The organism is uncultured Paraglaciecola sp., from assembly GCF_943787955.1.
Taxonomy (GTDB): domain Bacteria; phylum Pseudomonadota; class Gammaproteobacteria; order Enterobacterales; family Alteromonadaceae; genus Paraglaciecola.
On the sequence record NZ_CALSOK010000015.1, the window covers coordinates 116,943 to 143,094 of the forward strand.

At 40.4% G+C, this 26,152-nt stretch carries 22 protein-coding genes; 14 read left to right on the forward strand and 8 right to left on the reverse strand.

Features of this window, described 5'->3' with window-relative positions; all coding sequences use genetic code 11:
* Window positions 1-15: 15 nt before the first annotated feature.
* From Q0Y52_RS14870 to tgt, 5 genes are all read right to left on the reverse strand, one after another.
* The gene (locus tag Q0Y52_RS14870; protein ID WP_297822918.1) at window positions 16-2,913 is read right to left on the reverse strand and encodes an insulinase family protein; all 2,898 of its coding nucleotides are present in this window, start codon (window positions 2,911-2,913) and stop codon (window positions 16-18) included.
* A 158-nt stretch (window positions 2,914-3,071) separates the two neighbouring features.
* Entirely contained in the window at window positions 3,072-4,013 is a 942-nt protein-coding gene (gene secF, locus Q0Y52_RS14875; protein WP_297822920.1) for a protein translocase subunit SecF, read from the reverse strand.
* 10 nt (window positions 4,014-4,023) lie between these two features.
* Window positions 4,024-5,868, reverse strand: coding sequence for a protein translocase subunit SecD (gene secD / locus Q0Y52_RS14880; RefSeq protein WP_297822923.1), 1,845 nt, complete (start codon window positions 5,866-5,868; stop codon window positions 4,024-4,026).
* A gap of 63 nt (window positions 5,869-5,931) precedes the next feature.
* Window positions 5,932-6,267 (reverse strand): preprotein translocase subunit YajC, encoded by a 336-nt coding sequence (gene yajC / locus Q0Y52_RS14885; protein ID WP_297822925.1) that lies wholly within the window; start codon window positions 6,265-6,267, stop codon window positions 5,932-5,934.
* A 43-nt stretch (window positions 6,268-6,310) separates the two neighbouring features.
* A complete protein-coding gene (gene tgt, locus Q0Y52_RS14890) occupies window positions 6,311-7,429 on the reverse strand; it encodes a tRNA guanosine(34) transglycosylase Tgt (protein ID WP_297822927.1) in 1,119 nt (372 codons plus the stop codon).
* 478 nt (window positions 7,430-7,907) lie between these two features.
* Here tgt and Q0Y52_RS14895 point away from each other — a divergent pair, with 478 nt between their 5' ends.
* Window positions 7,908-9,002 carry a hypothetical protein gene (locus tag Q0Y52_RS14895; protein ID WP_297822929.1) on the forward strand — a complete coding sequence of 365 codons (1,095 nt, stop codon included), beginning with the start codon at window positions 7,908-7,910 and terminating at the stop codon, window positions 9,000-9,002.
* Window positions 9,003-9,427: 425 nt separating this feature from the next.
* Here Q0Y52_RS14895 and queA read toward each other — a convergent pair whose 3' ends face one another.
* Window positions 9,428-10,474, reverse strand: coding sequence for a tRNA preQ1(34) S-adenosylmethionine ribosyltransferase-isomerase QueA (gene queA, locus Q0Y52_RS14900; protein ID WP_297822931.1), 1,047 nt, complete (start codon window positions 10,472-10,474; stop codon window positions 9,428-9,430).
* Between the two features lie 441 nt (window positions 10,475-10,915).
* Window positions 10,916-11,221, reverse strand: a complete 306-nt coding sequence (locus tag Q0Y52_RS14905) for a DUF6471 domain-containing protein (RefSeq protein ID WP_297822933.1) — start codon at window positions 11,219-11,221, stop codon at window positions 10,916-10,918.
* Window positions 11,222-11,420: 199 nt separating this feature from the next.
* Between Q0Y52_RS14905 and Q0Y52_RS14910 the strand changes: the two genes are divergently transcribed.
* From Q0Y52_RS14910 to Q0Y52_RS14965, 12 genes are all read left to right on the forward strand, one after another.
* Window positions 11,421-11,810 carry a YjfI family protein gene (locus Q0Y52_RS14910; protein WP_297822935.1) on the forward strand — a complete coding sequence of 130 codons (390 nt, stop codon included), beginning with the start codon at window positions 11,421-11,423 and terminating at the stop codon, window positions 11,808-11,810.
* Between the two features lie 41 nt (window positions 11,811-11,851).
* The gene (locus Q0Y52_RS14915) at window positions 11,852-12,532 is read left to right on the forward strand and encodes a PspA/IM30 family protein (protein ID WP_297822937.1); all 681 of its coding nucleotides are present in this window, start codon (window positions 11,852-11,854) and stop codon (window positions 12,530-12,532) included.
* 33 nt (window positions 12,533-12,565) lie between these two features.
* Window positions 12,566-13,618, forward strand: coding sequence for a potassium channel family protein (locus tag Q0Y52_RS14920; protein ID WP_297822939.1), 1,053 nt, complete (start codon window positions 12,566-12,568; stop codon window positions 13,616-13,618).
* An 8-nt stretch (window positions 13,619-13,626) separates the two neighbouring features.
* Entirely contained in the window at window positions 13,627-14,274 is a 648-nt protein-coding gene (locus tag Q0Y52_RS14925; RefSeq protein WP_297822941.1) for a YjfK family protein, read from the forward strand.
* Between the two features lie 77 nt (window positions 14,275-14,351).
* Window positions 14,352-14,768: a DUF350 domain-containing protein gene (locus Q0Y52_RS14930; protein ID WP_297822943.1), complete on the forward strand. Its 417-nt coding sequence runs from the start codon at window positions 14,352-14,354 to the stop codon at window positions 14,766-14,768.
* Between the two features lie 9 nt (window positions 14,769-14,777).
* Entirely contained in the window at window positions 14,778-15,392 is a 615-nt protein-coding gene (locus Q0Y52_RS14935; RefSeq protein WP_297822945.1) for a DUF1190 family protein, read from the forward strand.
* A 55-nt stretch (window positions 15,393-15,447) separates the two neighbouring features.
* Window positions 15,448-16,611: a glutathionylspermidine synthase family protein gene (locus tag Q0Y52_RS14940; RefSeq protein ID WP_297822947.1), complete on the forward strand. Its 1,164-nt coding sequence runs from the start codon at window positions 15,448-15,450 to the stop codon at window positions 16,609-16,611.
* A gap of 86 nt (window positions 16,612-16,697) precedes the next feature.
* The gene (locus Q0Y52_RS14945) at window positions 16,698-17,264 is read left to right on the forward strand and encodes a rhomboid family intramembrane serine protease (protein ID WP_297822950.1); all 567 of its coding nucleotides are present in this window, start codon (window positions 16,698-16,700) and stop codon (window positions 17,262-17,264) included.
* Window positions 17,265-17,321: 57 nt separating this feature from the next.
* Window positions 17,322-18,020, forward strand: coding sequence for a VC0807 family protein (locus Q0Y52_RS14950; RefSeq protein ID WP_297822952.1), 699 nt, complete (start codon window positions 17,322-17,324; stop codon window positions 18,018-18,020).
* 59 nt (window positions 18,021-18,079) lie between these two features.
* On the forward strand, window positions 18,080-18,784 hold the full coding sequence (locus tag Q0Y52_RS14955) for an ABC transporter ATP-binding protein (RefSeq protein WP_297822954.1): 705 nt from the start codon (window positions 18,080-18,082) through the stop codon (window positions 18,782-18,784).
* Window positions 18,784-21,291: an ABC transporter permease gene (locus Q0Y52_RS14960; RefSeq protein ID WP_297822956.1), complete on the forward strand. Its 2,508-nt coding sequence runs from the start codon at window positions 18,784-18,786 to the stop codon at window positions 21,289-21,291. The genes Q0Y52_RS14955 and Q0Y52_RS14960 overlap by 1 nt, the downstream gene beginning before the upstream one ends.
* A complete protein-coding gene (locus Q0Y52_RS14965) occupies window positions 21,276-22,481 on the forward strand; it encodes a lipocalin-like domain-containing protein (protein ID WP_297822958.1) in 1,206 nt (401 codons plus the stop codon). The genes Q0Y52_RS14960 and Q0Y52_RS14965 overlap by 16 nt, the downstream gene beginning before the upstream one ends.
* A 66-nt stretch (window positions 22,482-22,547) precedes the next feature.
* Here the strand turns inward: Q0Y52_RS14965 and Q0Y52_RS14970 are convergent, their stop codons facing one another.
* Window positions 22,548-23,843, reverse strand: coding sequence for an alkaline phosphatase (locus tag Q0Y52_RS14970; protein ID WP_297822960.1), 1,296 nt, complete (start codon window positions 23,841-23,843; stop codon window positions 22,548-22,550).
* A gap of 566 nt (window positions 23,844-24,409) precedes the next feature.
* On the opposite strand from Q0Y52_RS14970, the gene Q0Y52_RS14975 reads away from it, so the two are divergent.
* Entirely contained in the window at window positions 24,410-26,008 is a 1,599-nt protein-coding gene (locus tag Q0Y52_RS14975) for an isocitrate lyase (protein WP_297822962.1), read from the forward strand.
* Window positions 26,009-26,152 lie beyond the last annotated feature (144 nt).

A 26,152-nucleotide genomic window follows, 5' to 3' on the forward strand; every position in this document is an offset into this window, starting at 1 on the left:
AAATGTACAAACTGACTATTGGGTTAGCTGCTTATGGAAGCCATCAATATCTGTGACCTTGATAGCGCCTTTGGGTTCAATAAAGGCTTTATCCGCAAATTTCGTACCGCGCATTTGAATAATCACTCTACCGAAATCTTTACCACCTTCAATACGTTGATAAAGATTTTTAACATCGTTTAAGGTGATCGTTTCTATTGCTGCAATCAGTCTTTCCTTGCTATCAAAACTCCATAGTTGTTCACGCCAATCACCAGTAAACTCGCCCATTTCTTCTGACAAATTTTTCGCAGGTTGCGTTAAGGTGATTAACACACTGTTTTTAGTAGTCGCAAACTCTTCTTCGGTAATGGCTGCAAGTTGCTCGGTAAAACCTTTACGAAATAAAGCAATGCGTTCATCAACTTCAGCCAATCCCTTAGCAGGTGATTGAATGTAATAGGCAACTAACATTTGTTGCCTAAATGTTTGACCAAAAAAACCAACCGCATAAGCAAGTTGTTCCTCTGTTCTAATTTGTTTAAACAAAGCAGGGCGAATAATTTGTGACAACAACCTTGCCGCAGCTAAATCAGCATCATTTCGCGGCGCTAAATAGGCATCAATTAAACCTATGTCAGTCATTTCTACATTTTCTTGCCAGTTATAGGTTGTGCCTGCTTCTACTTTCAGCAATGGGGTTTGATAAACATCGGCTACTTCGCGGTCTTCAGGCAGCTGGTTCAAAACCATATTAGATAACGCTATCACTTGTTTATCTGAATAATTACCAAAAGCAAAAACTCTCAAGTTTGCTTGTTTTAACAATTGATCTTTAAATAAATTAAGGTCAGTCGATAAGATCCCATCGACTTCTGTAAGTAAAGTTTCGTCACTAAATGCATCAAGATTCGATACTCGACTAAATTTAGGAAATAACTGATTAAGTAAAATTTGTCGTTTGCTGCTTTCAATATCTGACTTAAAACTCGCTTTAAAATTGGCCAACTCACTATCGCTAATGTCAAAATCTAATATGTACTTTAAAGCGCTAGCCAACAACGTACCTTGTTTATCAGTAAATCCAGTTGCGGTGAGTGACAAGCCGTTTGATAAGCTGGCATTTAACCCCATTCCTGCTGCGCTTGCTTCAGATTGAAGTTCAGTTAACTTTTGGCCTAATCCTCGGTTTAGCAGATCAGCTAAAACATGATTTTTCGCAGAAGATTTGGTCAACCCACTGTTCAAATCAAGTGTCACCCTTCCCTTAGGTTGTTTAAATAAAGCTGAATGGCCTAGGTGAACTGTGTGACCTTTATCTGCCACTAACTGTTTAGGTTTATCGGTATACTTTGCAGCCACTAAATCAAAACTTTCTGGCATCAGGCTATTTTCTCTTGGCAAGCTTAAATCGAACTGCTCTGACATCAGTTGCCACGTTTGCTCTAACTCAGAATTAATATCATTCACGCTGTATTGACCCGCAAAATACTCCATGTCCTGCTCACCAGTTTGCTGTTTATCTATATAAAAAATGCGCGCGTTGTCCAGGGTCAATTGGTCAAGAACAGCTTGAATCACTTGTGGATTAAAACGTTGATATTCGTAAGCACTACTTAATACATATTCAGCGGGCACATGTTGTAAATCTGCGGCAATTTTCATCGCATAATTATAATCGTTGGTTTTTTCTTTAAAACGAAAACTATTACTCAGTGACTGTTTGATTTCTTTGAAGTATCGAGGGTTAACGCCTTCTTCTCTTAATAATGCTAAATACTTAAGTACTGCGCCCATGGCCTTGTTGCGATTTTGTACACCACTTTCGGTTAAATCGATATATAAAGTGAAACTGCCAGCATTACCATATTCATCCGCATCATAGTTTGAATATACCGCGTCGCTTAATCCAGCATCACGCAGCGCAGAAGCTAAGGTACCAGACATTTCGTTGGCAAGTAAATAATTCACATAACCATTAGGTTTAACGACAAACTGCTGCGCATTATTTTCAATTACAAAATTTATGCGTAACTGTTTCATGTCAGTTTGCGGAATATAATGAACCACTTTTTTCAAATGTTCAGATTTAGCTACCGAAGCTGAAATTTGTGGACGTGGTGTATTTTTATTGGGAATTTTACCAAAGTTTTCTTGAGCCAGTTTTTTCATTTCTGCAATCGGCAAATTGCTGACCATCGCGCCTTTCATCAAGTTGGCAGAATAATAAGTGTTATACATATCCTCTAAAGCAGCTTGTAACTTGTTGTTTTCTTTATCTACTAACGAGTCTAAATTACCCCAGTTAAATTGCGAGATAGGGTGTTCTGGATTTAAAGTTGAGCCGTTCAGTTGTTCCAAAATAACCCAATCGTTAGGACTTTTCATAGTCCATTCCGAGTGCACCGCATTACGCTCTTTATCAGCATAACTTTCTTCTAATATAGCTTCGTAGAAAAAGCCACTAAATCGTGACAATGCTTCATCATAAGCATCATTTTTTACCGCTACCATATAATTAGTGTGGTCGAGCTGAGTGTAAGCATTTTGACTGCCGCCATTGCGGCTCACAAACTCACTGTAATCACCTACTGTGGGGAAACTTTTGGTACCCAAAAATAACATATGTTCAAGATAATGCGCTAAGCCCCCAAATTCTTTAGGCTCTTGAAAAGACCCAACCGCAACACTCAAAGCTGCTGCTGATTTTTCTATACTAGGATCAGATACCAACATAACCTCAAGTTGATTATCTAGCACAATGGATTTATATTCACGGCTATCGATTGGGCTTTTTACTATTTTCCCCTGGGGTTCGGGCTGAGTTGATATAGTCACCGATTTAGATTTGTCGGTTGAACCACAAGCATTAAGCACTATGGTAGCGCCAATCAATAGAACGAGAGTTATATTGCGTCCGGTCAATACAGTCATAATATTTCCTGATGTTATTAGTTTCAATAATTTACATCGGCGAATATAACCTACAATCGGCAATGAGTGGGTATTAAAGTCTGTTAGAAGGTGGGTTTATTAAAAATAAAAAACCAGCTCAAAAGGCTGGTTTTTCAAATCAGAAAGCAGTCTAATACTTATGCAATAGGGTCTTGATCCGCGCCTTCTTTTTCAATTTCAGTAGGCATCAAGTCTTCCTTACTGATGCCTAATGTCAAGGCAACTAAGCTGGAAACATAAATAGAGGAATAGGTACCGATAAGCACACCGAATAACAGAGCAGTAGCAAAACCATGGATAGTCGCGCCGCCTACAAAAAACAAAGCAAGTAAGACTAAAATGGTAGTTAAAGAAGTGATAATGGTTCGATTTAAAGTTTGAGTGAGAGAAATATTGATAATTTCTTCTGACTCTCCTTTACGTATCTTGCGAAAGTTTTCACGGATACGATCACACACAACTATTGTATCGTTGAGTGAATAACCAATGACAGCCAATACAGCTGCCAGTACAGTTAAGTCAAACTCTAAGCCTAATATTGAAAATAACCCCAAAGTTATTAACACATCATGCATTAACGCTGCGACTGAACCTAAAGCAAAACGCCATTCAAAACGTAATGCAACGTATATAAGAATACAAATTAAAGCCACCAGCATGGCCAGTCCGCCTTGTTCTGTGAGCTCTTCACCCACGCTTGAACTAACATAAGAACTGCCACGCATCTCTGCTGTGCTATCTGCTTCTTTGAGTATCTTTAACGCAGCATCACCTAATTCAGAAGGTTTAACACCGTCCCGTGACGCTAAACGAATAAGTACGTCTTGGCTACTGCCAAAATTTTGTACCACTGCATCTTTAAAATCCGACGCTTCTAATTGTCCACGAATTTGTGATAAATCTGCGGTTTGTCCATAACCCACTTCAATTTGTGTACCACCGGTAAAATCTAATCCCCAATTCAGTTGATTGATGGCCAATGATGTAATCGAACCTATAATCAAACACACCGACAAAATAGCCGCAGGTTTCTTCAGAGACATAAAGCGGATAGTTTCTTTCATATTTAATAATTGCATGTTGGCGCTCCTAGATTGACAACTTGGTCAGACGTTTACCGCCCCACCATGCATTAACGATGACACGAGTCACAATGATCGCAGTGAACATTGAAGTGATTATTCCAATCATCAATGTGATGGAAAAGCCTTTAATCGGACCTGTGCCTACAGAAAACAAAATCAAACCAACAAGGAAGGTCGTAATATTGGCATCTAATATGGTTGAAAACGCACTATCATAGCCATGATGAATAGCCTGCTGAGGACTTCGCCCATCTTTCACCTCTTCCCGTATTCGCTCGAATATCAGTACATTAGCATCAACTGCCATGCCTACGGTTAACACTATTCCAGCCATACCAGGCAATGACAGTGTGGCGCCAGGAACCATCGACATAATACCGATGATCATGACTAAGTTAAGCGTTAATGCAATGTTGGCAACAAAGCCAAATTTTTTGTAATAAATCAGCATAAATATGAGCACTGCAATAAAGCCATAAATAATAGCCTTTGTTCCTAAGTCGATATTCTCTTGACCTAAACTGGGTCCAACGGTGCGTTCTTCAATAATTTGAATCGGTGCAATCAAAGCTCCCGCTCTTAATAATAGGGCCAAATCATAAGCTTCTTGTGGAGAGTCTAATCCGGTCGTTTCAAATTGATTTCCAAACACACCGTTTATCGTTGCCACACTGATGACTCGCCTTTCCTCTTCAAAAATCAGCTTTTCGTCTTCGTCTCGCTCACCCGTGGCTTTAAATTCGATAAAGACCACCGCCATAGGTTTACCCACAGCTCGTTTAGTGAAGTTGAGCATCTTAGCGCCACCTTTGGAGTCAAGCGAAATTGACACCTTTGGCATACCATATTGATCCACACCGCTATTGGCATCGATAATTGAACTACCGGCTACTATGACTTTTTTCTTGAGTAATTGTGGGCCACCTTTGTCATAAGGTAACAATTCAGAACCGGCAGGTACACGACCATTGATTGCATCACGCACGTCATTTTCAATATCAACTTCACGGTATTCTAAGGTCGCAGTCGCATTAAGAATTTCTTTTGCTTTAGCTGTATCTTGGATACCAGGCAATTGCACGACTATCCGGTCTGGTCCTTGTTTTTGTACCGTAGGCTCAGCAACACCCAACTGGTTTACACGATTACGGATAATCGTGATGTTTTGTTTTACCGCGTAATCGCGAGACTCAGCCAGTTTTTGCTCAGACATGCTGGCGAAAATAACTAAGCCGCTTCTTTCAACAAAAACCAAATCTCGATTACGATTTTTTAGGAAGAACTCTGCCGAATCTAAGGTTTCTTGGTCACGGAAATAAATTTCTACACCATCATCCAATTGTTTTACGGTACGGTAACGGATGCCTTCTTCGCGCAACGCAGTGCGAAAATCTCCCACCATATCTTCTAAATTTTTAGACAGGGCCGATTTCATATCCACTTCCATAAGAAAATGCACACCACCACGTAAATCTAGGCCAAGTTTCATTGGCGTACCACCCAAGCTTTCTAGCCAAGCTGGCGTGTCAGGCGCTAAGTTCATTGCCACAAAATAATCATCGCCTAAGGCTTTTTGGATTTTTTCACGAGCAATTAACTGAGTGTCAGGATCATTTAATCGAACGAGTATCAGTTCGTTTTCAAGCACAATACTTTTGCTAGATATATTTGCAGCTGCAAGCTCGGCAGTCACTTTTTCAACTACATCAGCATTGACAACTGCGTTCTTACCCGCAGATATTTGCACTGCATGATCTTCGCCATACAAATTTGGAGTGGCATACAAAGCACATAGGCCGACCACAAAGATCACCAAAAAGTACTTCCATAGCGGAGTTTGATTTAACACAAGAAATTCCTTCCGTTCTTCCAATAAAAAAGGGGCTTAAACGCCCCTATTCGATATCTATATTTAGATGGTTTTCATAGTGCCTTTAGGCAAGACCGCTGAAACAGCAGATTTTTGAATAACAATGTTAGTCGTGTCATTCAAACCTATTTCGATAAAGTCTTTTTCATCAGAAACTTTTACAATTTTACCGACCATTCCACCTTGAGTCAGAACTTCATCCCCCTTACTTAGGGAGGTGACTAAGTTTTTATGCTCTTTGACACGTTTGGCTTGTGGACGATACAGCATAAAGTAAAAAATTAAACCAAACACACCCAGCATGATCAACATTTCAAAACCGCCACCAGCAGCTCCACCGGCATCTTGTGCGTAAGCATTGGATATAAATAAACTCATAATTTCCCCTAATTTCTGTAAATTTTAATTATGTTATTGCCAGCTAGTCTTTTAACTGAGGCACTGGCATCTCTTTTTGTGCGTAAAATTCGGTAACAAATGCATCGAGTTTGTTAGCGGCAATGGCATCACGCAAGCCTTGCATTATACGTTGGTAATAACGCAAGTTATGGATAGTATTTAAACGTGCGCCAAGTATCTCATTACATTTGTCCAAGTGGTGTAGATATGACCGAGAATAGTTTTTACAAGTGTAACAATCACATTTTTCATCTAATGGACCAATATCGGTTTTATGTACCGCATTACGAATTTTAACCACACCGCTGGTAATAAACATATGGCCATTACGCGCATTACGCGTAGGCATGACACAATCGAACATATCAATTCCACGGCGAACAGCCTCGACGATATCTTCAGGCTTACCTACCCCCATCAAATACCGTGGTTTATTTGCAGGAATTTGGTTTGTAGTATGATCAAGCACCTTGATCATTTCGTCTTTTGGCTCACCTACCGATAATCCACCTATGGCATAACCATCAAAACCAATATCCTCTAAACCCGCCAAGGATATATCACGCAGGCCTTCGTACATACCACCTTGGATGATGCCAAATAGTGCAGATGGATTATCGCCATGTTCGTCTTTACTGCGTTTAGCCCAGCGTAGCGATAACTCCATTGAAACCCTAGCTTCACTTTCAGTGGCTGGATAAGGCGTGCACTCGTCAAATATCATTACTATATCTGAACCTAAATCTCGCTGCACCTGCATAGACTTTTCTGGCGTAAGCAGGATCTTTTCACCATTAATGGGTGAACGGAACGTAACACCGTTTTCGGTTATCTTGCGCAGGTCCCCTAAGCTAAACACCTGAAAACCACCTGAGTCAGTCAGTATAGGTTTGTCCCAGTGCATAAAATCATGTAAATCACCGTGTTGTTTGATGATGTCTGTACCCGGCCTCAACATTAGATGGAAAGTATTGCCCAAGCAAATATGTGCGCCTGTCTCATCCAACTCTTCAGGCGTCATACCTTTTACCGTACCGTAAGTACCCACTGGCATGAAAGCCGGTGTTTCTACTACCCCGCGGTCAAAAATCAAACGGCCACGGCGAGCTTTACCGTCTGTATTATCTAATTCAAATTTCATTGATTTATCTCAGCTTACCGAAATCAGTCCGATGACGAAACTGGGCTGTTACAATTAATACAGACATATCTGAATACACTGTATTTTTTAACAAGCCATGCTTAAAAACGATGCGGGATTATATACGAATCAGTCAAAGGTTTGAAATTTATACTGGGTAAATTTGAGCTTGATAAATATTACGCACAATCTTTGTCCGTATTCTGCATTAAAAAGGCCTTAAAATGGTCAACTAAGAACTCTTAAACAAAGAAGTTTATGAAATACATAGTGATAGCTTGGTTTTGTTACCCTACTTACATTGTGTGGTTACCAGCTAAATTGTGTTTAAGAGTATCGCCACTCGTAATGACTTTTTTAGTCTCACCAAGTGATGAGGGTGCTTTGCGTCAAATAACATCTACACTGACATAGTCTACAGAAATCTAATATTGGTTGCCTGAGATACAAAGTTAAACTTCTAACTCGGTGAAAACGCGTGTCAAAAAGTCATTTACCACTTATGGAAAGCTCTGAAGAAACACCATTCATTAAACCTAAAGCGATTTTCAGAAGAGACTGGCCACGGTTGCCAACACATATTATCCCTTTATTACGTAAAAAGTTTTCACAACTGACTCTCTCACAATGGATGTACCTAATCGCGTTTTTGTTAGTATTGATACCCAGTGAGCAAGGTGGCGAGCAAGATCATGAGTTATTTTGGGTAGGTGCGATTGCTGGAGTGGGCCTTGTGAGAGAGCTTTGGCATGTGTTTAACCGCATTTGGGAACATATGCTGGGTAAAGCCTTTATACTGGTTTTATATGCCGCCACGGCTAACTTTGCTTTGGCTATATCCGCCCTTAAAATTAATGTTATTACCGGTATCGAGCCTGGGCCTTTTGTTTTTACATTAGGATTTGCTACTTTAATCATGCTGCCATTTTGGTTGTTAATGAGTTCCATCATATTTTTTTCGATGGCCTTAATTGCAGGTGGTTTATGGTCAATAGTCGGTGTATTGCTTCGCCCATTGGGCGTCAAGGTCAAAATACACTGGGAAGACAACACATTTGTTTTTATGACTATGTTATTGAGACTGGTATTGATACCTTACGTTATCATGTCGATTTTTTTTATGGCGGTCCCTTATGCCAAACAAATCGAATTGTTTGCACAACCCATTGCATTACTTAAAAAAGCAACCGCCGAGAACAACGTTGAAGTAGAAGAGCTCAACGATAAAGCTCAAATTGATGTAATGGATGCAATTGATGTAATTAATACAAATGATACAAATGATACAAATGATACAAATGATCTTACCTTCACATTTAATAACCGTCCGTTTTTAACACCAGTAGATGAAGAAGGCCAGATAAAATGGCTAGACAAACTGATTGCGGGCTTTATTTATCACTTTGAAACGTATCCAAAATCCGCTTGTAAGAAATCTTCTTTACAACGTAGCTTACCCATAGACGAAAATTTGATTTTATTAGTCGTCGAAGACAATTCTGCTTTAGGCTATCAGTTTAGCGTTGGACCTTGTGTCGGTAATTACTCTGATGTTGAGAATCCTCCTCAATAATAATCGCTATTAAGGGTAACTATTATTTCAATTGGGCCAATCGCCATGGACAGGCGATTGAGCGGTGCGTCGTCTGGAACGGCTCAGCACGATCTGCTAAATTGAGGTAATAGTTGGATGAAGAGCACTGCCTTCAGCGGCACTTTTTACTTACTCAAAATCATGTTTTGCAGACACTTTCGTTCATGAAGTATTTTCAAACGACATCCATGTCGTTCAACTTAGTTTATTGGCTGCAGCAAAAAAGTGAGTGATTCGAAGGGATTCGAGACAAAAACGTCATGGATGACGTAAGCGCAGCGCATACCTTATGAGCAAAGCGATTACCTTGCGCAGCAAAAAGTAAGTCATTTGGCAGGAATGCCAACCGAAAAACGCAGTACGGCAGTGCCCGCTAGGGCATAACTACACACTAAAAGTTAACTTCAAGCTAACTTTTTCTCCAAAAACATTGCGTCTCCATAGCTAAAAAATCGATACTCTTGCTCAATGGCTTGTTGATAAGCACTTTCGATATTGTGCTTGCCACAAAAAGCGCTAACTAACATCAGCAAGGTAGATTCGGATAAATGAAAGTTAGTTAACATGGCGTCTACCAGTTGAAACTCATAGCCCGGGTAGATAAAAATATCCGTATCTGAAAAAAATAGTGCCAGTTCAGTGCCTTTTTTAAGTGCGGCTTGTGCTGCTGACTCTATCGAACGCACCGAAGTAGTGCCTACTGCTATAACACGCTTACCTGCAGCCTTAGTGGCTAAAATAGCATCGACTACTTGTTGTGATACTTCTGCGTATTCAGAATGCATTTGGTGCTCTAGGATATTATCTACCCTTACAGGTTGAAAAGTCCCTGCGCCCACATGTAAAGTCACAAATTCCGATTTCACACCTTTGTCTTTAAGCAACTCAAGAATTTCTTCATCAAAATGTAAACCAGCAGTAGGTGCAGCCACTGCACCAGGCACTTTGTTGTACACAGTTTGATAACGTTCTTTATCTGAGTCTTCGTCAGGGCGGTCGATGTAAGGGGGTAATGGCATATGCCCACATTGCTCGAGTAAACGTAAAACAGGCTCATCATTCAAAAACCTTAACTCAAACAAGGCGTCATGTCTGGCGACCATTTCAGCTTGCACTATGCCTTCGAGCATAAGTTTGCTACCCACTTTAGGTGATTTACTGGCTCTAACATGAGCCAATACTCGATGCTCGTCTAACACCCGCTCAATCAGCACTTCAACTTTTCCTCCCGATTCCTTTTGACCTAATAGTCTTGCGGGAATGACCCGGGTATTATTAAAAATCAGTAAATCACCTTCGTCAATCAACTCGACAATATGCGAAAATTGCTTGTGAAGCACCTCACCGCTATTACCGTTAAGATGCATCAGGCGACTACTGCTGCGTTTTTCAGTAGGATAATGGGCGATAAGGTTTTCAGGTAAATCGAAATGAAAATCAGATAGTTTCATAGTGGTCTCAACATTATTTGCTTAATATTTTACGTATATTCACTAATACCTGCAATCAAGTATGCATAACCTATTGGTATTGCACATAAATTCTGTTCAATTAGGATTATATAACAGTTAAATATTGACGTTTCCCAAAGCTGTTATTTGTCCGGCTCATTGACTCAATGGTTCCGGGCTTTTTTTTGCCTATTATCAAGTATACACAGCCAACAGTGTTCACTATTTTTAGAGCAGCTTTTATTTCATGATTAAAGGCAAGCTAAGCATCAATCGTATTTTGTAGGTTGGTGTTATAATACACTCTTAACTGGTACTTAAACTGCTACTTTGCATCCTTGGTGTTAAGGGAATACGCTCAGTGTTTATTATTGCTTTGGAACGGATACTTTAAAGAGAAGTTCGATTAGGTTCATTATTTAAAGGCCACCTACCCTCGTTTTATTCTAATGGACTGCCTAAGTCGCTAAAAATTTCGATGATATCATCACGCTCAATCTTGCGCATATTCAAGACATACATGATTTGTAACAACAAATCTGCTCCCATAATACCTTTGTTAATTTTATTTCTAAGGTTGTCTGCGCTTTGATGTATCCCTATATTAGACAGTCTGTCGCTGAGATCTTGATACTTGGTACCACGCTTTGACATTTCAGCCTTAATTAGGCGCTGAACCAGTTGTCGCCAATCGGCAGCAAGCGATGGTACAGTATCGTTTGTTGTTTCATCTTTATTTATGGACATAATACCAATCTTCACTAAAAAACCAAACGTGAATTATAATTTACATTTAAAACATATAAATATCAAATGTTGAAATTATAATTTGACATAATAACTTTAAACTGACTAAAATGTGACTCGTAATATCATTGATGGGAAGCCATCTATGGATTACATGTTTGAATTACAGTTTAGTCATTAGCCTTACAGGAGAGTAGCCATGACTTGGGATCTTAACCAACTTGAGACCCTTTTAGCAGAGAACCAAGATTTGGTTGTCACTAAAGAAGAAAACTGTTTGTTAATAGCAAACAGCGATGGAATAGACGCTTGGTTAGCCATTAGTGGTGAACAAATATTGGTTGAATCATTATTGTTTTCCAAGGCCGAAGTCAAAGACTGTGCCCTACTCAATGAAGAAATTTTAAAAACGCACATGATATTCCCACTAACTACAGTAGGTATATCTCAGGTCGCTGGTGATGAGTATTACACCGCATTTGGGTCATTAAGTTCACAGTCAAAAGCTGAGAGCGTAATGATTGAGTTGACCACCCTGTTTCAAAATGTCGAAGCCTTTTTAGATGCTTACGAAGATCATTTGCAATAGCATTTATTTTGTTTTTTTGTAGATACTAGGAGAGAAAGAATATGTCAGTTTGGAGAAAATTAGTCACTGCTATAAAAGGCGGAGCAACCGAAGCAGCGCAATCTGTAGCCGATAGTCAGGCCATTCGTATTCTAGAACAAGAAATTCGCGAGGCCAAAGATGAGCTGCGTAAATCAGATCATGCCAGAACGCAAATATTAGCCAAGTGTAAATTGTCTCAACAAAAGGTTGACAGTTTACAAGCATCTGTTGAGCAATACGAAGCACATGCGCGCAAGGCAATAGATACAGACCGCCAATTAGCTTTAGATTGTGCACAAAAAGTGGGTGATTTACGCGCTGAGCAAGACGTTGAACAGAAATACCTTGACCAGTTTAAGCAATCTGAAAAGCAATTAGCATTGAATATTAAGCAAGCTAAATCAAACTTAAAACGTTTAGAGCAACAGGTTGATATGGTAAAGGCTACTGAGTCAGTTCAAAAAGCTCAGGTTGCGGTGTCATCTCGGCATTTAGGTGCGAACAGCAAAATGAAAACGGCGACTGAATCACTATCACGTATTCAAGACAAGCAGAACTTACGTAATGCTGAATTACAAGCAGCAGAAGAACTGGCAACCGAAGATTCTAGTGATGATTTAAGTAAACGTTTAGCCGAAGCTGGTATAGCAGGCGGAACTGCATCAGCAGATGACGAACTTAGTCGTATCTTAGGCAAGTAGTTAATTGGCTTTTGAAGTAAAATAAGGCGACAGATGTTTCCAAGATTACGTAAAATGTTGGTTCGAGTGTTTGCCGAGATGCGCTGGTACAGTATTGTGCTGGCGCTTATTTTTTATGGTTTTACCAGTTGGTTACTGCTATATCTTGCAGGTGAAGAATCATTAACCCAATCTGTAGATTTTGTTTATTGGTTGGTCGTCACGGGCTCAACAGTAGGTTATGGTGATTTATCCCCCAGCACCACTGCAGGCAAATATTTAGTCTCCTTTTACATTATTCCATTAGGTCTGAGTATTTTTGCCCTTGTCTTGGGACGTGTTGCTAGTTGGGTATCGAATCAATGGCAAAAAGGAGCAAGAGGTTTGAAAAGTGTAGATGTTGAAGATCATATTCTTGTACTGGGTTGGAATGGACACCGAACTATACGTTTATTAGAACTATTAATCCGAGAACGAGCCTCTATCGAAGACGATCCCGTAATAGTGCTATGTGTTAGAGTAGATATCACTAATCCTTTACCTGGACAAATTGAGTTTGTCAAAGTCACTACCTTTAGTAATGACGCAGATATGGACAGAGCTTGCGTTGCCAAAGCCCGGGTGGTATTAATGGACAATCCCGAAGATGATTTGACTATGACCACCGCGTTATATTGCAGTCAGCGTAACCCCAACGCACAAATGGTGGCTTACTTTAACGATGAAAGCTTAGTGGGTTTATTGCAAAAACATTGTCCTAACGTTGAATGCACGCCTAGTGTCGCAGTAGAAATGTTGGCTAAATCGGCGTTTGATCCAGGCTCAAGTTTGCTACATCACGATCTGTTAGATATTAATCACGGACAAGCACAATATTCGGTCAGTATTCCAGCTCATATCCCACCTTTAAAAATTGAAAATATCTTTGAAACACTAAAACGCAAATATCACGCTACTTTGATAGGCATGGTCAAAGCAGATGAAAAGTTAAATATTCAAGTTAATCCCGACTTAGATTTGATGCTCTCACCCGGTGACAAAATATTCTACATCGCTGACGAGAGGATAATTAAATTTCAGTGGAATGACTTTGCAGAAAATAAATAGGCTCGTATATGTTCAGCAAATTATTTGGTAAAAAAGAAATAGTAACCAAACCTAAAGCACCTGAAATCATGGGGCTGTATTTAGGAGGTTCGTTTGAACTCGATCCTCTTAAACTGCGCTTGATTGAGCCAGAATTGATGATTGAAAAAGCGGCAAGCCAACACCTTATCCAAGCAGTAGGTGAAGTGAATTTAGATACTGGTGGCAAAATTTTGCGCTTTTACACAGATGATGATGCCTTTTTGCAAGTTATCCTAGATGGTGGGGACACAGAAAATCACATTACAGATGTAAAGCTATGGTATTTTTACGAAACAAAAACCATAGGCTCGCAAGCTCAGTGGAAACAAATGATTACTTCAGGCGTATCTCAACCCACTTATCAGCTTGAAGACGAGGAATACCAGCGAGTCTGGGATGCAGTAGGAGAAGAGTCTCCACCTGTTGCTATGACGGAGAAAACCTATGAACAAGATGGCGATACCAGTGAGACCGATCAGTTTGTGATGCTGTACGAACGTCAGCTCGAAGGTGACGAAACAGAAACCTTATTGGTCACAGCTGAAGAAAAATTAGTGAATAATAATTTTGATCGTTGCTTAGTCATCAGTACTGGCTTTAATATTGGCCAAGCAGATATTACGATTAACGGCTAATTTTAACCGACAAAGAACTGCAAGCAACACTTATGGTACGCTCAACACCATATCACCCAGTAAATAAAGGATAAATGATGGACGCAATAATAAATTCAATATCAGGCTTAGGCAATTTTGCACTGTATTTTGCAGTTTCGATTTTGTTGTTATTTGTGTTTAAAGTGGTGTATGCCTTTGTCACTCCTCATAATGAGTGGGAATTAGTGAAGGTACACAAAAACCAAGCTGCAGCCATAGGTTTTGGTGGAGCAATGATAGGTTTTAGTATCGCCTTAGCAGGTGCGGTAGCCAACTCGGAGTTTTTAATTGATTTTGTAGTCTGGGGCGTAGTGGCCATTATTGCTCAATCGTTCGCCTTTGCTTTATTACGTTTTACTTTTATGCCTAAAATTGCAGACAGAATTGATAAAAATGAAATATCCGCAGGCACTATTTTAGCTGCGGTTTCTATTTCTGTTGGGCTGCTTAACGCGGCTTGTATGAGTTACTAGGAGGGCCCTATGCAATCCAATAAAACCAAACGTTCAAAGTCAATCAATCTAACCGGCATGCGCAAAAGTTTTAGTGTTAAACCTTTGGCATTAGGTGTTGCGGCAATTTTCCTTTCAGCATGTGGTGACAAACAAGAAGCGGCAGTATTTACCAGCGTTAATGACTGTACTGATGCCAACCCTGAGTTTGCTGAGAAATGTAAAACGGCTTATGACGATGCATTAAAAGAAGCACAACGTACAGGACCTAAATACAATTCCCAAAGGGATTGTGAATCTGAATTTGGTAACAACCGATGTAATGTTGTTCGAAATGAATCAGGTTCGTTCTTTATGCCCTTTATGGCTGGCTACATGTTAAGTAATTTAATGTCGCCTAGAGGTTATTATTCTCAACCCATGTTTACCTCTAACGCTAGAAATTCATCCTACAGGAATAGGTGGGTAGGTGCAGATGGTTATGATTTTGGCGATAATAGACGCAGAAGCATGCGTGTTAGTGAAAAATCACTAAAACCAAAACCTACTGTCTCTAAAACCATGAGCCGTGGTGGATTTGGTAGCAGTGTGCGGGCCAAGTCTAGTTGGGGCAGCAGCACTAAAAAAGGTGGTTGGGGTGGTTAACCCCTGTTGTGTAGGCTTGATACTGGGTGAACAATATTAAAAGTATGCTAAGACCATGTTAAGAGTCGCCATCCCTGAACGTGCCAACTGGAAAAGAAAAGCCGAAGAGTTTGGCTTTAAATTTCATACTATGCACGGTGAAGCTTATTGGGATGAGTCGGCTTATTATCAGTTTTCTCTCGCACAAATTGAACAAGACTTAGAAGCGCCCACTGAAGACATTCATCAAATGTGTTTGGCGGTAGTAGACAAGGTTGTTAACTCCCAAGAGTTGTTAGAAAAATTTCAAATTCCACAATTATTTTGGCAGCAGATTAATGATTCTTGGAAAAAGCAAGATCCTAGCCTCTATTCTCGCTTAGACTTTGCTTATCACGGTAAAGGCCCTGCCAAGCTATATGAAAATAATGCCGATACACCCACATCTTTGTATGAATCAGGGTTTTGGCAATGGTTATGGTTAGAAGAACAAGTCAATGGGGGAAAGATCCCTAAACAAGCTGATCAGTTTAACTCATTACAGGAGAAACTGGTCAATCGCTTAGCCTCCATCGCCAAACATTACAATATCAGTCAAATGCATTTTGCCTGTTGCCAAGATACGGATGAAGACCGTGGCACAGTGCAGTATCTTCAAGATTGCGCCAAAGAGTCAGGTTTAAGCAATGACTTTGTATTTATTGAAGACATTGGCCTCTCTAAATGTGGCAGTTTTAGTGATTTACATGACAATAAAATCCAAACCCTGTTTAAGCTCTATCCATGGGAGTTTATGCAACGGGAAGAGTTTGGTCAGTCTATTGAAAGCGCACAAGTGAATTGGCTAGAGCCTATCTGGAAATCTATTTTATCGAATAAAGCGTTAATGCCGATGTTGTGGAAATTATTCCCCCATCACCCCAATCTTCTTCCCGCTTATTTTGAAGATGAGTTAAGCAAAGCGACTGAAACTAAGCTAGTCAAAAAACCAATATTTTCCCGAGAGGGTGCCAATATTAGTGTCATTGAAGATGGCAAAACTGTATTACATGCTGATGGCCCATACGGTGAAGAAGGTTTTATTTATCAGGCTTACTATCCATTGCCGCAATTTGGCAATAATCATACATTGATAGGTTCATGGTTAGTAAACGATAAAGCGGCAGGCATCTCAGTCAGAGAGGACTCATCGGCTATCACCCAAGACGGGTCACGTTATTTACCACATATTATTTTGTGACAATTTAATATAACTTTTAACATGACTATCACGACTTTTATCAGTCACACTGTAACCATTGGTATCTACATAGTATTATTTTAAATATGAATTCCACCATCAAACCCTTGAATAATAATCAACATATTCGTTTAGTATTCGCCATTTTTATGTTGTTTAGTGCAATTGAAGTAATCAACTTATTCACTGGGCGTATGCTTAGTCAATTAGGCACGATCCCCCGTTACGTACCCGGCCTAAAAGGCATTATTTTAGGGCCTTTTGTGCATGGCAGTTTGCAGCATTATTTTTCGAATATCATACCGCTGTGTATATTCAGTTATTTACTGCTGCAATATGGCTTAAAGCGCTATCTGCAAGTAACGATATGGATCATGCTTATTACTGGTTTATTGGTTTGGTTATTTGCTAGGCCTGCCACACATATAGGCGTGAGTGGGGTGATTTATGGCTATTTTGGTTATTTGGTTTTAGCCGGTTTTTTAAGTGGTAAATTTAAACTGATTATTATTTCAATGTTAGTCGCCTTTTTTTATGGTGGGCTCATTTTTGGCATTTTACCTTCAAGCCCATTTGTTTCATGGGAGTCCCACTTATTTGGTTTTATTGCCGGATTAGCAGCGGCAAAATTATGGGCAAAACCTTCGCTCTAAGCAGTGAATGCGAATATAATACCCACAAGCAATAATATGCATATCAATAGGTAATCAATGTCTGACACTCAACCGCAAAAAAAATCAGGTCTACTAGGTAATTTAGCCTTTAATATCATTATCCCAGTGGTGATTTTAACCAATCTTAGCAGTGACGAATATTTGGGGCCTGCTTGGAGTATTGTAGCTGCACTAATATTCCCTATTGGCTTTGGCATTTGGGATCTGAAACAAACCGCTAAAATAAACCCCTTTTCAGTACTGGGTATTGTCAGTGTGTTCTTAACTGGCGGTATAAGTTTGTTAGAACTACCTGCTGAATACATTGCGATTAAAGAAGCGACTATCCCAGCTATTATTGGCCTTGCAGTGCTATTCACTCAAAGAACCAGTAAGCCATTATTAAAGGTGTTTGTGCTAAGTGACCAAATCATTAATTGGCAAAATCTGAATCAGTCTTTAGCAAATTCAGGTACCAGTGACCTCTTTGAGAAAAAGATGGCAATTAGCTCCTATATTGTTGCAGGTTCTTTTTTCTTGTCTGCAGCACTCAATTACATTTTGGCTAAAGTGATTTTAGTCAGCCCTCCTGGTACTTCTGAATACACCGAGGAGTTAGGCAGAATGACAGCCTTGAGTTATCCGGTGATTGTGATCCCAAGCATGCTGATGCTGATAACAGCTCTGTGGTACATTTTTTCACAGATTAAAAAATTGACGGGTGAAGATCTAGAGCACTTTTTTGCCGACGTGTAGAACTAATACTGTGTTTTAGCGTATTGTTAGTAACGTTCAAGCAACACAATAAGACACAGATGATTGAAGTTAACGGCTTAGTCAAACAGATTACTGATGGTCATTCGAACAAAAGTATCTTAGACAAACTCGATTTTCATCTTGAAGCTAAACAATCCGTCGCTATTAGTGGGGATTCTGGCTCAGGTAAATCAACCTTCCTCAATATTCTCGCTGCATTAGATAACGCCGATAAGGGTGAGGTCAAAGTGGCGGGTTTGGCACTCAATACCATGAGTGAAGGGCAAGCCGATCAGTTTCGAAAAAAACACCTAGGTATCGTTTTCCAACAATTTAATTTAATTGACTGTTTATCTGTGTGGGACAACATTACCTTCCCAGCCAGACTGAATGGTTTACCCATCGGCAAATACCACCATGATTTATTAGCACAGCTGGGATTAAGCGCACACAAAGACAAACTACCGGTTAATTTGTCAGGCGGTGAGCAACAAAGGGTGGCCATTGCTCGTGCCTTATCCCATCAACCCAGCTTAGTATTAGCCGATGAACCTACTGGAAATTTAGATGACAACAATAGCCAAGGTGTGAGTGAGTTATTGTTTGGATTATGTAAAAAACTAGGCCTAACGTTAGTGGTTGTGACACATAGCCCAAAGGTAGCCGCCTTCGCAGATACCCGATTATTGTTACAACAAGGACGACTACATGGCGTTCCAACTCAGATCAAAAATCAGTCTCCACACCATGCATCGACCCTATAATGACACCTTTATTAAAACTTATTTGGGCAAGCTACCAATACAATACTTTACGTTTAGCACTGGTGTTCATTGCTTTAGTCACCGCTTGTGCTGGCCTCAGTGCCGTTTTGGTGATCAATAGCGCCGCAAAAGACAGTTATGCTTCTGCTAGTCAACCATTTTTACAACAAGTCGAACAGCGTATTATTGCTAGAAGTGGACACGCCTTGAGCAAAGAGGATTTTGCTTCTCTGCGTCGTTTGGGCTTCTCGCAACTTATCCCTGTGTTAAGGAGTTCACAGAATATTGTGCATCCTACAACAGGTCAAACCCTACGAATATCGTTACTAGGCATAGATACATTTTCAATTATCAGTTATCCCGTCAGCGATGCATTTGAGCTTGAGAAAAATAGTTCAGAAACTGTATCAGATGTACTGGGGCAATTATGGCGACCTCCCTTTGCTAGTGTGATCCACACCGATTTTGCAACCGAGTTAAATCTTATTAACGGGAAAATGTTAACGCTTGAAAACGGCACGTCATTACCCACACTAGCGGTGAGTACTATCGAAGGTTTAGGACGAGAAATCGTCATGGACATCGGACAATTACAGCAAGTATTAGGTACTCAAAATATTAGCGAATTGTTGGTAGTAGGTAAAAAAAATGATGTCAGCAATAATGCGTTAAGAGACGCATTGCCAGACCACCTTCGTCTTGAAAACATCAATACTAGCGAGCAAGCGCAGCAGCTCACCGGCAGTTTTCACCTTAACCTGTTGGCTATGGCATGTTTGATGTTTGTAGTGTGTATGTTTGTCGTTATGAACGCCTTACATTTATTGATAATGAAACGCTGGCAAAATTTACGGATCGCTCGGCAGTTAGGCGTATCACGACAACAAATATATTGGGCACAAGGTGCCGAATTAGTTTTCATCAGCTTACTATGCGCGCCACTTGGCGCTTTCGGTGGGATATTTTTAGCTCAATTGGCCTCACCGCTAGTATCGCTCACATTACAAAACCTATTTGATGTACGAGTAGGTTACTCACAGGTAGCCTATGTGACATTAATGACACAGTGTTTTGCTGCCTGTATGTTGGGAGCATTTGCTGCCGCTATTTTACCTATGTGGCAATTGAATACTCAGTTGGCTTTACGCAACTTAAGCGTCACTATTAAGACAAGTCATAGACCATGGTTGCATGCCAGCATAGTGCTGGGCTGTTTTGCCATAGGATTAGGCTTTTACTCTATTAATATGTTGATGAGTTTTAGCGCCATCGCATTGAGCATTTTTGCCGGTTGCAGTTTGCTTATTTATGCCGTGCCAAAGAGCCTAAATATACTGTTCCAATGTTTACCACAGCGATGGGTATTATTTCGCTGGTTAGCTGCAGATGGTGTGCGTTTATCCCAAAAGAGTAAAATTGCCTGCTGTGCTTTTTTCATTGCACTCACCAGTAATATTGGTATGAATTTAATGGTAGATAGCTTTCGCCAAGCCACACAGCAATGGCTAAGTCAGCGCTTGGTGGCTGATCAATATATTTCAACGCAATCCCCCAAAGTGTTTACTCAATGGTTAGCTACTCAAAATATTGACGTTGATGTAATAGAACGTAAAAGCCTTGATGCTGTTTTACTTAACAACACTGTGAGTCAATCCCAAAGTCGAACAAACCTAGAGCTTAGATCATATCCCAGCAGTAACATTTACCAAGAAGCGATGGTATTTGCTGAGCAGCAAGCGGATGTTTGGCAAGTATTCACAGCAGGGCAAGGGGTGCTAATTAACCAGCAATTGGCTTTACGTCATGGATTAACACTCTTAGATGACCTGAAATTTTATGTTGAGTCAGGCCAGCCTAAAACTAAGCAAATAGTGGGTATCTATTATGATTACGGTAATCAAAGTGCTCAGGCCCTGCTGACTGCAGACTATTTTGCCAAATATAACGCCGATACCACACTATTTGCTTTGCACTTTGCCTCTAAGCAGCAACAAAGTCTATTTGCTGAAAAGCTGGCATCAGCCTCACTATCTGTTCCGGTCAGATCGATAGCAACCGATGAGTTATTGGCATTGTCGATGCAAACGTTTGAACGTACCTTTGTGATCACAGATGGATTAAACATAGTCACTTTATTAGTAGCAGCGCTGTCTTTGGCCACTTCAGTGCTGATGATTGACATGGACAATCGCCCTCAAAGGGCATTGTTAAGGAGTATGGGGGTAGGTAATTATCAAATAACTGGCTTATCACTTATACAATATACCTTGCTCAGTTTGCTGGCTTTTTTGGTGGCCTTGCCCTTTGGCATCGGCTTAACTTGGTTATTGATCAACTTGATTAACGTACAGGCATTTAGTTGGAGTTATCCCATAATGATGACGCCCTCGACACTTTTATCTGCTGGGGTCATGAGTATTTTGTTGATTGTGATAGTGGTGGCGCTACCTTTATACAGATTAAGTCGTCGCAGATTAGTTGAGGATATAAAGTGTTTGAGTTTCTAGTCAAATATCTACTGTTATTGACATTGGCAACAGGTGTTGTGGCTTGTTCTAAATATTCTGATGAGAGTGATGATAGTGATGAGAGTGATGAGAGTGATGGTAAAAACGCAGCTATAAGTGCTGATACCCATAAAGTACAAAAAAAAGACCCGATGTTTTCTGGATTAAGCCGTTATTCGGTAGAACAACAAACACCACAAAATAGTAATGAAGCGAACGCCTCCAACAAAGCCTTTGCTAATGTTGTCCCGGGGTACAATATTACTTTTCCATCAGATCATAGCAGTCACCCAAAGTTTGCTGTGGAATGGTGGTATATCACAGCCAATCTAACTGACAAACAACACAAGCCCTATGCATTACAATGGACCTTGTTTCGCTTTGCCACTGACACCCAAAGCACGCCATGGGCTAATGCTCAGCAATATATGGGGCATGTGGGTTTAAGAGACGGTAAAGAAGCTTGGTTTGAAGAACGTTTTGCTCGCGGTGGCGTGGGTAATGCGGGTATATCCTCTAGCCCATTCAATGCCTTTATTGATGATTGGCAGTGGCTTGCAAAGTCATCAATGATGTTCCCCTCTTCCCTTGAGTTCACGATTGATACACAGATTAGGGTTAACTTGGACTTTACAGCAGACAAACCTTTTGTAAAACATGGGGAGCAAGGTTTTAGTCGTAAGCTCAGAGATTCAGAACAAGCCTCATACTATTATAGCCAGCCCCATATTCAAGTCTCTGGGGAGATTGAACTGCCAACCAGAAAAATAGAAGTATCAGGCAATGCTTGGTTTGATCACGAGTGGACTTCACAATATCTCAGTCCCCTTGCACAAGGCTGGGATTGGTTTTCTATTCACTTTGACAACGGTGCTAAGTTAATGCTGTTTAATATGCGTCACGAGAAAGCGCATGACTTCTGGTCAGGTACGTTAATAACAAAAAATGGAGAAGTGATACATCTATCTGAACAAGATATCCAAGCGAAAATAACCAAACGCATAAAAGTAGCACAACGTTTATTACCCTTGCACTGGTCGATTCAATTGCCCAAGCATCAAATCGACATCCAAATTGCGCCTATGCAAACTGAGCAGTGGAATCCAGGGATGTTTTCATACTACGAGGGAGGTACTGTGATTTCAGGCTCCCATTCAGGGGCAGGGTTTATTGAGTTGACCGGATATTAACTGGCACCTCTAGCTAAGTGCCAGCTAAAAAAAAATGAGAAAAGGTTAAAAAACCCCAGTAAAAGCTTACTTTTTGTTTCTTAATAACTCAAACATAGTTTGTGCTATACGGGTGTTGTCCATATGTCCTCGAAAACGCTCACTGCCCACCCCCTTAGCAAATATTGGTACATCCACCCCAGTATGTCCAGTGGTTGTCCAACCTGTATTTGAGCGGTTATCTAAAATCTTAGAAATAGCGTTGTGCAAAGGTCTAGGTTCATCAGACTCAATCACATTTAAGCTCGATACTTCTTCTGTTGTTAGCTCAAATCCCATTAGATCACTTGCCAGTGCCCCTCTATTTTTAATTGTCATTAACTGTGTGGCTATCTCAACCGGTGAAGCCTTTAGGTTTTTCAGCCACTTAGGGCTCCAACTATAATTGTCATTGGCGCCGATACTTAAACCACCTGTACTGTGATCGGCAGTCACCACTAACAAGGTGTCAGGATTTTTTACAAGATACTGCTCCAGCCATTCAAGAGCTACCGCAAGATCATGCATTTCAGCCATCGAAGAACCAATATCATTACCGTGCCCTGCCCAATCGACTTGGCTTGCTTCGATAAGTAAGAAGTATCCCTGGTCATTCTCTAACTGCCGGATGGCAGCCTTTGTTAATGCAGGAAGTCGCATATGATTAGCGCTATCTAGGGCCCAAGGCATACCTTTATCTGCAAATAAGCCCAGCAGCGGCGTGCCCGCTTTCACAGTGTCCAACTGAGTAATATCATCGACATATTCATAACCAGCCGCTTTAAACTGTTCAACTAAATTGCGGTCATCTCGAATAAAATACTGCCATCCACCACCTAACATCACATCAAGAACAAACTGACCATTGATTTTTACATCGAAATAACCGTCAGCTATTTTATCATAATTTTGACGGCTCTCATTATGAGCACCAAAGCTTGCAGGGGTGGCGTGATTAATTTGTGACGTCACCGCAATACCTGTTTTACGACCTTGCATCTTAGCCAGCTCTAATACTGTTTGAACAGGCTGCTTGTTGGCATCTACGCCAATTGCACCGTTATAGGTCTTAACTCCCGTTGACAATGCTGTGGCACTTGCGGCTGAATCAGTAATATAACCCGTTTCCATATCAGGATGCGTACTGGCCATGCCAACTAACAATCTATCAAACACTGTTTCTTCAACCTCAGCAGTACTAGGATCATCTGCGTACATACGATATGCCGTAGTAAAAGATGGGCCCATACCGTCACCTACAACCATGATAATATTTTGGGGGGCGGTATTCGCTAATGCAGATTGACATAATACGGCTAGTAAAAGCGTGGCAATTGGTTTCATTTGGTCTCCAATGATAAATAGTAATTAAAAAATATAACTGAACTATACGCTAGGTCATAAGAGGATATTCAGCTTTAATGCAGTATACATGACATAAATGAACAAAAATGAAGGGTAATATTTTATTTACATCAACGGTCAGATTCCAGAATCTTGCGTATTCTCTGCTGTACAACCTCGACTAACAAGTCGGGTTGGAACTCAGAAAAAAGTGCTGACAACCGACTTATCTATCAATGCATCATTAAAACTAGCACATAATGATGTGTTCAGTGAGATAAGAAGTCATTCAGAAACAGGGCTTGTTTCACTTTTGCGGTCAGTTGGTAGCCGTCCATTGAGGGTAACCCTTTATCAGTAAACATCATCAATAGTAAATACTCCAAAATTCAACAACCTAAAATACATGTTGGCGTCCTAGCATCAACATTCACACAGACTATGGTAAGAATACATTATATAGATTATAGATATGCACTTTACCTATATAGGATGATTAACAACAGCAACCCACAACACGTTATCGGTTGTTTTATTATTTACCATACTGTTATAGGAATATTCACATGTCACAATATCAAAATGATGTTAAACAGATTGCAGCACTCAGAACAACCAAAGCAGATACTTGGAACGCAATTAACCCAGTTTTCGCTGCTCGTATGAAAGCACAAAATCGTTTTAAGACTGGATTGGATATTGCAAAATATACCGCAGCTATCATGCGTAAAGACATGCAAGAATATGATGCTGACTCAAGCCAATATACGCAATCATTGGGTTGCTGGCATGGTTTTATTGGACAACAAAAAATGTTGTCTGTAAAAAAGCATCAAGGCACTACGGATAAAAGTTATTTGTACTTGTCCGGATGGATGGTTGCGGCATTGCGTTCAGAGTTTGGTCCCCTTCCCGACCAATCCATGCACGAAAAAACCATAGTCGCAGCATTAATAGAAGAACTGTATACCTTTTTACGCCAAGCTGATGCCCGTGAATTAGGTGACTTATTTAGACAATTAGATGACGCCAAACAAAGTGGTAACGAAACTGCTGACATACAACAGTCTATTGATAATTATGAAACCCATGTCGTGCCAATTATTGCTGACATCGATGCAGGATTCGGTAATGAAGAAGCGACCTACTTACTGGCTAAAAAACTAATTGAAGCTGGCGCTTGCTGTATACAGATAGAAAACCAAGTATCTGACGCTAAACAATGTGGTCATCAGGATGGTAAAGTGACTGTGCCACATGAAGACTTCTTGGCCAAAATCAACGCGGTACGTTATGCGTTTTTAGAGCTCGGCGTTGATGATGGAGTGATAGTTGCGCGCACTGACTCTTTAGGGGCAGGACTGACTCAAAAAATACCTGTATCACAAAAACCAGGTGATTTAGCGTCACAGTACAATGCCTTTCTTGATGCCAGCGAAGTCATGTCAATCGATGATCTGGTAGAGGGTGATTCTGTTCTTAAACAAAACGGCAAATTGGTAAAACCAGTACGCTTACCTAATGGATTATACAAATTCCAGGAAAACACCGGCTTTGATCGTGTTGTACTTGACTGCATCACCTCATTACAAAATGGAGCGGATTTACTGTGGATTGAAACAGAAAAACCCCATGTAGGCCAAATTGGTGATATGGTCCGCGCTATTAGAAGCGAGATTCCTAACGCGAAGTTGGTATACAACAACTCCCCCTCTTTCAATTGGACCTTAAATTTCCGTCAGCAAATATTTGATATTTGGTCACAAGCGGGTAAAGACTTAAGCCAATATAATAGAGACGAATTGATGTCAGTTAAATATGACGACACTGATTTGGCCCTTGAAGCGGATGAAAAAATTAGAACCTTCCAGGAAGATGCAGCGAGAGAAGCAGGTATTTTCCATCACCTCATTACCTTACCAACTTATCATACAGCGGCATTGTCTACCGATGATTTAGCCAAAGGTTATTTTGGTGACCAAGGTATGTTGGCCTATGTTAAAGGTGTGCAGCGCAAAGAAATTAGACAAGGCCTAGCTTGTGTTAAACACCAAGCGATGGCTGGCTCTAATATGGGTGATGACCATAAAGAATACTTCTCTGGCGAACAAGCCCTTAAAGCCTCTGGTGAAGATAATACTATGAATCAGTTCGACGCCGAATAAGGCTCTATTCGAATAACGTTACAACTTAATGACATTATAAATGAATGCCGTTATAAAAGACCTACGATAGCTTGCAGTAACTACTGTAAGCTATCGTCATCATTCAACAAATCAATGTCAATAATAGCCAACTACCCCCCATCA

What these genes read in the sequence shown, in the direction of transcription:
- Q0Y52_RS14870 (WP_297822918.1), bottom strand. Translation starts at nt 2,913, where the DNA reads ATGACTGTATTGACCGGACGCAATATAACTCTCGTTCTATTGATTGGC.
- secF (WP_297822920.1), bottom strand. Translation starts at nt 4,013, where the DNA reads ATGCAATTATTAAATATGAAAGAAACTATCCGCTTTATGTCTCTGAAG.
- yajC (WP_297822925.1), bottom strand. Translation starts at nt 6,267, where the DNA reads ATGAGTTTATTTATATCCAATGCTTACGCACAAGATGCCGGTGGAGCT.
- tgt (WP_297822927.1), bottom strand. Translation starts at nt 7,429, where the DNA reads ATGAAATTTGAATTAGATAATACAGACGGTAAAGCTCGCCGTGGCCGT.
- queA (WP_297822931.1), bottom strand. Translation starts at nt 10,474, where the DNA reads ATGAAACTATCTGATTTTCATTTCGATTTACCTGAAAACCTTATCGCC.
- Q0Y52_RS14905 (WP_297822933.1), bottom strand. Translation starts at nt 11,221, where the DNA reads ATGTCCATAAATAAAGATGAAACAACAAACGATACTGTACCATCGCTT.
- Q0Y52_RS14910 (WP_297822935.1), top strand. Translation starts at nt 11,421, where the DNA reads ATGACTTGGGATCTTAACCAACTTGAGACCCTTTTAGCAGAGAACCAA.
- Q0Y52_RS14915 (WP_297822937.1), top strand. Translation starts at nt 11,852, where the DNA reads ATGTCAGTTTGGAGAAAATTAGTCACTGCTATAAAAGGCGGAGCAACC.
- Q0Y52_RS14920 (WP_297822939.1), top strand. Translation starts at nt 12,566, where the DNA reads ATGTTTCCAAGATTACGTAAAATGTTGGTTCGAGTGTTTGCCGAGATG.
- Q0Y52_RS14925 (WP_297822941.1), top strand. Translation starts at nt 13,627, where the DNA reads ATGTTCAGCAAATTATTTGGTAAAAAAGAAATAGTAACCAAACCTAAA.
- Q0Y52_RS14930 (WP_297822943.1), top strand. Translation starts at nt 14,352, where the DNA reads ATGGACGCAATAATAAATTCAATATCAGGCTTAGGCAATTTTGCACTG.
- Q0Y52_RS14935 (WP_297822945.1), top strand. Translation starts at nt 14,778, where the DNA reads ATGCAATCCAATAAAACCAAACGTTCAAAGTCAATCAATCTAACCGGC.
- Q0Y52_RS14940 (WP_297822947.1), top strand. Translation starts at nt 15,448, where the DNA reads ATGTTAAGAGTCGCCATCCCTGAACGTGCCAACTGGAAAAGAAAAGCC.
- Q0Y52_RS14945 (WP_297822950.1), top strand. Translation starts at nt 16,698, where the DNA reads ATGAATTCCACCATCAAACCCTTGAATAATAATCAACATATTCGTTTA.
- Q0Y52_RS14950 (WP_297822952.1), top strand. Translation starts at nt 17,322, where the DNA reads ATGTCTGACACTCAACCGCAAAAAAAATCAGGTCTACTAGGTAATTTA.
- Q0Y52_RS14955 (WP_297822954.1), top strand. Translation starts at nt 18,080, where the DNA reads ATGATTGAAGTTAACGGCTTAGTCAAACAGATTACTGATGGTCATTCG.
- Q0Y52_RS14960 (WP_297822956.1), top strand. Translation starts at nt 18,784, where the DNA reads ATGACACCTTTATTAAAACTTATTTGGGCAAGCTACCAATACAATACT.
- Q0Y52_RS14970 (WP_297822960.1), bottom strand. Translation starts at nt 23,843, where the DNA reads ATGAAACCAATTGCCACGCTTTTACTAGCCGTATTATGTCAATCTGCA.
- Q0Y52_RS14975 (WP_297822962.1), top strand. Translation starts at nt 24,410, where the DNA reads ATGTCACAATATCAAAATGATGTTAAACAGATTGCAGCACTCAGAACA.